At 35.9% G+C, this 7965-nt stretch carries 3 protein-coding genes; 2 read left to right on the forward strand and 1 reads right to left on the reverse strand.

The window, feature by feature from the left end; genetic code table 11:
* Both AC0QT4_RS08340 and AC0QT4_RS08345 read left to right on the forward strand, forming a co-directional pair.
* A partial coding sequence (locus AC0QT4_RS08340; RefSeq protein WP_473201221.1) for a VENN motif pre-toxin domain-containing protein occupies nt 1-1044 on the forward strand: 1044 nt, incomplete at its 5' end.
* A complete protein-coding gene (locus AC0QT4_RS08345; RefSeq protein ID WP_473201222.1) occupies nt 1045-3594 on the forward strand; it encodes a DUF6990 domain-containing protein in 2550 nt (849 codons plus the stop codon).
* Between the two features lie 1490 nt (nt 3595-5084).
* Here the strand turns inward: AC0QT4_RS08345 and AC0QT4_RS08350 are convergent.
* Nucleotides 5085-7965, reverse strand: a 2881-nt coding sequence (locus tag AC0QT4_RS08350) for a type ISP restriction/modification enzyme (RefSeq protein ID WP_473201223.1), incomplete at its 5' end; no start/stop codon positions are given.

Consider the following 7965-nt stretch of genomic DNA (forward strand, 5'->3'; position numbering starts at 1 on the left):
TCTCAAAATTTAATACAAAAAGAAATAGCAGCATTGAATGGGCGCCCTCTAACTGTAGAAGATCAAGCACGCATAGGTCAAAAAATTAAAGAGCAATTTTCCGATTTTAGAGATCATGCTATTAATGTTGCACGGGCTGCGGGTGGCTTTGCAGCTGGGCTTGCTGGTGGTGATGTGAATAGCGGTGCTGATGCCGCAGGCAATGCCGCAGAGAATAATAGTCTTGCGTTAGCAGCTCCGCTTGTTGTGGAGGCTGGTGCAGTTTTATCCGCTCTAACTCCTGTAGGATGGGCAATTCTAATCGTAGGCGGAGCAGTTGTTGTTGTATCCTATTTGAACAGAGATATTGTTGCTACAACTGATCCTCTTGACGATTTGGCTGTTGTGTCGAAAAATGCAGAAAAAGACAGCGAAAAAACAAACAAAAATACCAAAGAAGAAAAAAATAAAGACTCACAAACGAGCAGCAAAGGCCCACAAAAAAATAATGATGATGACAATAAGGAAAAGGGTAAAAGTCTTAATAAAGTTAGAAAACATCATGACAAAAAGCGGAATAAGGAAAAGCAAGAATTGGAAAATAGAGAAAAATGCACGGTGTGCCCGAAGGAGCCATCATTTAAAGATAAAGTGAAGGGAGCTGAATTTGAGAGTGATCTGATTAATAAAAAAGCACTTGAAAAAAGATCTCGCCCTGATCTTGTTTATATAGAAAATGGTGAATTAAAAATTAGAGAAATAAAAACAGGTGATGCGAAGCTTACAGAAAATCAAAAAATTTTGCAAGAATCTTATAAAACAGGTAAAGCGAGACCAACGGGATCTATAATTAGAAATTTTCTTCATGAAAACAAAGAGAAGCTAAATAAATATCAAGATGAACTCAAAAAATTTATAAAAGAGAAGAAACCAACTGAGAAAGCATTGGACGATTTTAAAAAAAATTGGGCTCAAAACCAATTAGGCAAGAAATGGGGAAGAAAAATCGAATATGAAGTTGTCCGTCATCCAAGTCTTTTAGAAGAGCTTGCACAAGGAAAATAAATGATGATGCAAATCAAAAATGTAACAGAAATTTTAAAAAGGCTGGGGTGGAAGCCCTATCGCGATGAAGTGGGCGATACCTTCGCACATTATCATCTTCCTGACCGTATTGTCGGCATTGACTATGATATAAAAAATTATGGAGAGAGTGGTAAAGAGTTGCGGTTATCAGCTAATCTCACTACCGCTGCTTATTGTCTTGCTCGGGAATATTCTAAAGGTAAAGAATCACAATATAAATATGGAGATATTCTGTTTTACGCGAAGGAAAATTTCAATATTAAAGCTCCAGATCTTTATGAAAGCCATATTAAGGATGCTCTAAACAAAGTTATTTCTTGGGCACAAGAGCAAGATATTGAACAAAAGTTACGCGAAGAAGCTGTCAATCATTCTGCTGTTGCAGAAGCATTGCTTGGCGATATCGATGCTTTAAAGAGTTCTGAGCTAACACCCCAATTACATGTACCAGAATTTGCAGATTACAAAACAATAGGATGGATTGATCGTCTTATTCTTTTTGCACAAGCCTATAAAAACGGGGTGTTAGATGATATTCTAGCACGTAAAAAGCCTAAACAACGTTTGATGAGTCTTACAGTAGCAAGCCGTATTCTCAAAACGCAAGGGTGGTTTGCCACGGAGCCTGGAAAAATGTGGTTAACTTTGCCTGATCGCTTTATTCAGTTTGATTTTGGCTTTGTACGTCTTCTTGATAATTACAATATCCGTCTTGAAGCAGAGATTTCTAACGAAGAAATTTCTGTAGCTTGCGAATATATTCACTATAGTGGGGAATATGAGTGTATATTTCCTACGGATTTTTATCAGTCTTTTAACACGATTGGAGGGGGAATTTATAGTGGTTTTGATAAAGGCATTGATATTTGTGTAGAGGCGTTGAATGAGCACGAGATTATTAAAATCTCTGAGCGGGTGATACAGTGGGCACGTGCTCAAGATTTGCAAGCGTCGATCAAAAGTAAAACACTTTTTCAGGAATATGTCTATTATCCAGATGTGATTTGGCATTTGGCTTGCTTAGCATTAACAGGTCAAATTGATGTGCTGAAATCCTATCAAAATTCACTTGAGATGGGTAAAATTCCTGAACATTTACAAAGTCTTGATGAAGAACTAGAAACCCATGTTAATCGTGCTATTGAATTTGCTGAAGAGTATCTGCCAACTTTGCAGAAGATAGAGGAAGAAGATACAAGTATTGATGTACAATCTTTGGCTTTTCTTAATACAGTTTCTGAAAAATTAAAAGCGATGGGTTGGACAGTTTATCGCGATAAAGATTACAATCGTAATGCTTATTTTATCAGCAAAGACCGCCTCATCAACATAGTTTATAAGCTTGAGACAGAAGGGAAAACCTCCATTGTTACAGTGAAAGCTTCACTTTCAACACTTGGTTTTTCTACCGCTCATCGGGATATGTTTTCTCGATTACCTCAGTATATACCACTCAAAGAGGCAGAAGGAGTTTATACAGTTTCTAGTACTGAATTGGATGAAGGCAAACTGAAACAGATCTGTATAAATATTCTTGAGTGGGCAGATCAACAGAATGTCAATCAAATTATCTATGACTATGCCGCTTTGCCAACAAATAGCGAAGCTTACCTTCTAGCACGTCACCTTATTGCGCTTATTCTGATAGGGGATATAGAGAAGCTCAAATTTTATAAGGAGAGCATTAGAAAAGGTAATCCTCTAGGTTTTGTGAAAGACATTACAAAATACATAATTGATAGTGTTCTTACTCTTGCACGAGATTATCGAAAAGGTTTTCCAAAAAACGCTCTGATTTTATCCCTTGATCCACAAACAGCATCTGTTGCTTCTAAAACAACTTCTGTTGAAGTGGATGAAGCGGATGACAATGATAATCATCTCACCATGGAAAGTGCTCATGCTCTTTTAAAAAGTTTGAATTGGTCCGTTAAGAAAATCAATGAAGACGATTATATGGCGAGCTATCAATTGGCTGATCGTGAAGTTGATTTTCTTTATAACGACGAAGTTGCTGAAGATTATCCGCAATTTGATAGCGCCTTGTTGATTAGTACCGGCATAGTTGCCGCTGCTTGCAAGGTCATTGATCCTATTCATTCTGAAGATTTACCGGATTTAGATCTTAATTTTGAAGCCAAGGGATTGGAAATCTTTGAAGCAGAGGTGAGTGCGGATCGATTAAAGCAGGCGCTTGATGATGCATTAGAATGGGCGATAACCGCCATTGATCTTCATGAAGAACTTCGCTCTCACTATGGTACTGCGCCTTGGGAAGTAAGCAATGTGAATGAAGAAACCGATGCGCATTATGGCTTGCTTCATATTGGTGCTCTTGCTTTATTGGGTGATATTGAAAGCTTGCAGTCCTATCAACAAAGCTTTGAGACAGGAGATCATCTAGGCTTTGATGAGAGCATCAACCAAACCCATCTTGAACGCGCATTGGTTTTAGCTACAGAAGTAAAAAGGAATAAACAACTCAACTATGCTTTAGTTAAACAGGTAGCAGAAAAGCTTGATGATTAATGATGGCTTCAGCAAGGAGAAGCTTCATTCTTTTGGAAAAAGAAATTCATTCAATTTATCGGAAAAAAAGACAAGAGATAGTATTTTAAAAAATATCGAAAAGGTTTCAGAAATTTTATAGAAGAGGAGGGAGAGTTGAAATCTTTCCTCATCAGTTGAGTAAACGCAACAGTAGTGGTAATCTCACTATCCTTGGAAAAAAAACAACCTCATTATTGACGGATTTGAGGCTAAGAAAGTAGAGGGTGGTGCAGATTTCAACAACAGTAGTATTCTCTCTCCGGATGTGATGCAAGAGTTTAGAGTCCATGATCTAAACTTGGAGAGAAAGTTGGCAACAATCTCTTAATTCATTTAGGTGAGGATTTCATAATTGTTTCTCAGGTGAGAATCCTTCCAACTATCACTCGTCAATGAGCTGTTTGCTCAAAATCTTTTTCTCTATTATCGAATGTAAAAATTGTGAAAAATAAAGATTTTTTTCAGTATGCTAAGCAAATTCAAGATCTCTTTTGCGGGGTTGCTCTGTTGTTTTAATTCATTCTCTATAGTCATCGCATCATTTTTTCAAAACAAAGGATAATATGATCATGCGGGTTTGATTTGTTATAAAAACATTTCGAATTCTTATATCCTTATCAAAATACCTATTAATGGGCTTTTGTCTCTTTTGTTTGTTTTGTCAGTTAATCTATCCCCCCATTCCATTTAAAAAAAATAGAGATAAAATAAAAACATTATATTTCAATAGGTTAGCATTATACAAATTTTTGTAATCCAATGCATAAAAGCAATGTGAGTAATATAGACAATTAATGACACGCATTTTGTCTGTTTTGTCAATTTTTGTCAGTAAATTTTAACAAACAATTATTATGATTAGAGTGCGTGTTTAAATTATGTTTTATGAGAGAGCATATAAATCTTTAAAGCCTTTCAAAAGACAGCTCGTGATTATGAGAAATATTATCAAGATTTTTAGTTTTGAGGGTTTTGAAGGTTTTGAGGGTTCTTTTAGCCCCCCCCTTTAAAAAAAATTTTAGTAAAAAATAAAAAGTGTTATATTTCAATATGTTAATTTTTATCAATTTTCAAAAAACAACTGATGATTAATGATATGACGCATAAATACAACTAATATTATATGTTTTGAGGGTTTTTGAGGGTTTTGAAGGTGTCATAACGTAAAGAATAAAAACATTCATTCTTCTCTTTAAAAAGAGCTTTTGAAAGATATCATTTTAGATTGCGATATAATCTTTTAAAGGCAATGTAAAAAAATCTCATTCTATTTAAGATGGGATTTCTTAAAAGTCTTAAAGCAATCCAAATGAGAGTGTCTAAAAGTGCAAGGTTTCTCTTTTTAGAATAGCGCATAGTAAATCATTCCTTTTAAGATTCTACATAATCAACTAACAAAAGAGTATAGATATAAACTCTATACCCCTTGTGAGATTGGCATGCTTATATGATAGGCATGCTTCATAAATCTATTGAGTTTCTCTTAATTCTAATTTTGGTAGGTTCTTAACAATCTTCATTGTTTCTAAACTTACCGTAATAACCCTTTGGAACAATTCCAATGGATAAGCAGGGTTGCCAATGGTCTCAATAGCATAGCGATTGGCATCATTAACAATGCCACTCTTTTTATCAGTCTTTACACATTGACGCCCCATAACCCATTCAAGAGCAGATTTACCATTCACGATATACTCATAAGCTTTAAGAGGGATATCTGTTATTATGATATTGCTATTGTAAATAACTGTAGACTTATCCTTTTCCTTACTATTTTTGATTTTTGCGAATTTCATTTCTGTAACATAATAAAATTTCTCAGGATTAGAGATATCTGTAAGTTTTGGATTTCCTTTTTTAAAGGTCACGGGATAAGGCTCTACAGTCTCATAATTGACGTGTAAATTGCCTAATTCACGCCCCGCATTAACAAATGCCCAGAAATCTTCAGCACTCTTTACGCAAGGGATGCGAGGCAATTCCTTAGAGAGATTATCAGCATAGCGAGCACGGTAATCTTGTGAGTGCAAAATTCCATAAACATAATAGAAGATATCATCTTTGGTAATTTTCTCATTAGGATAAGCCGCTTTAAAATGTGCTAAACCTTCATCAGTAATGGCATCACGGCGTTGTAAACCAGTGGTTTTTCCTTCCTCTGTAGAATTTGTAAATAAATGGGATTGGCTATTACTTCTATTTTTTGAAACCTCAGTATCTTCGTAAAGGTACAATGGAAAGCATTGACTAGTATCTAGTGCATGAAGATCAGGTAAATTTTTACTCATCAAAACAGAAAAGCCACTTCTTTCTCCTAAACCTGTAACTTGTATCACCTTATTTTCAAAGGCTTTTCCCATTGGGAATATACGCGGCATTTGATAAACAGCATCATTAAAGGTACGATTGTAATAAAGCCATTGTTGTGTAAAGGGACGGTAAAGACTTTGAACTAAGCAATCACTTTCAAATTTGAATGTCTTTCTTTTTACCAGCTCTTGTTTAAGAGAATAGTTCCAACTGATTTTTGTGGTATCGATGTTAACGAATTTGTCTACAGCGTTTTTACGTATTTTCCGATCAGCATGTGGATAGGTTTCGTTAAAACGTTCCACTTCACTATTATAGAAAGCAATCATATTATTCATATTTTTTGCTAAAATCTTACGGCTTGAGTTATATACCCAAGCATCCCGATTGGTTTTTAAACCACACGAAAAATTTTCAAAGAGCTTTTTGTCATGACCGTTCTTAACACCCATAGCTAGGAATGTTTCAAAGCTGTCATCACGTTGATTTACCCAATCACCATGTTTGTTTGGTGTGATGATTTTCCATTCTTGTTTTTGTGCAAGACCACCAATACTACCAAGGGACTTGAGTACAGACAGTTTCTTTTCTGTCGTAAGATTATTGCCAATATCATGATAGTAAATTTTACAATCTCCAGAAACATTGGGATTTTTGATAAATAATGTTACAGCAATACCGGTCATACTACCATTGCCAAAAACATTTTCTCCTTCTTGAGCTCTACCACCACTTAACATGTTTTTACGAAGATCTCCTCGTAAATTAAGCACATAAATACTGGTAAATTCCTTGGTTAAAGATTTGCGTAAACTGTTCATTGTTGGCTTTTCTATATAACCAGAACCAGAAACAAAGCCAATGATGCCAGCATTTTCAATACGGTCACTTGCCCAACGAATAGCGCGAATGTAACTATCGTAAAGTGCTCGTATATTCGTTACTTTCGAGTGAGCAGCATAGGTTTCACGAATACGGTTATCTAAAAGTGGATAAGGGGTGTTCTTCGCATTATCATTCTCATTCTTTTGCCCCACGGAATAAGGAGGGTTGCCAAAGATCACTTCGATATTCAGCTTTTTCTGAAGTTCCAAATATTCACTGTTTTCTTTAAACAATTCTTGCAGCAGATTTTTCTCTTCAAGCATCTGAAACGTATCAGTCAAACCAATATGTTTGAAGGGAATATAATCTCCTTTCATAAGACTATGATAGGTCGATTCAATATTTATGGCTGCTATGTAATAAGCTAAAAGAACAATCTCATTAGCATGGATATCATGACGGAATTTATATTCCATATCCTCTGGTTGAATGAGATCAGATTGTAAAAGCCGTGTGATAAAGGTACCCGTACCTGTAAAGGGGTCAAGAATAGAAACACCACGCGATCCCAAGCTCTTGCCAAATTCCTTGCGTAAAACATCATCAACGGAATGAATGATAAAATCCACAACCTCAACAGGGGTATAAACAATGCCAAGTTTATCTGTCGTACGTTTGAAAGCCTTGGCAAAAAAGCTTTCATAAAGCTTGATAATAAGATTTTGTCTTGCATGGGGTTCGGTAATCCCAGAAGCACGGAATTTGACACTTTCATAAAACTCTTTAAGCTCTTTTGACTCCTCTTCAATATTGGTCTTATCCAACTCAGCTAAAATCTTTTCCATTGCTTGTGAGATGGCATTGTTTTGTACAAATTGATTGCCATCAAACAAAGCCTCAAAAACAGGACGCGTGACAAGATGCTGCGCTAACATCTCAATCGCTTCCTCTTGTTTGATATCACTGTTTAAGTTGTTCTGTAATTCTTTGAGAAACGCATCAAAAGCACGGCGTGCTTTACTCTTTTCATCAGTAAGCATGTTTTGCAGGCGATTGATATGGTTTTGTGCAATCTCAGCAACATTGCCCGCCCAGTTTTCCCAATAGTCACTCATAGTTGATCTTTTGACAAGAAATGTTCTAAAAGCATTGGGAAATGCCTTATACAGAGGCAATTGTCCTTGCCCATTATGATGAGAAAGGGATTTACGGACG

The sequence above is a fragment of the Bartonella sp. EBT8 genome, from assembly GCF_055796165.1.

What these genes read in the sequence shown, in the direction of transcription:
- AC0QT4_RS08345 (WP_473201222.1), top strand. Translation starts at nt 1,045, where the DNA reads ATGATGATGCAAATCAAAAATGTAACAGAAATTTTAAAAAGGCTGGGG.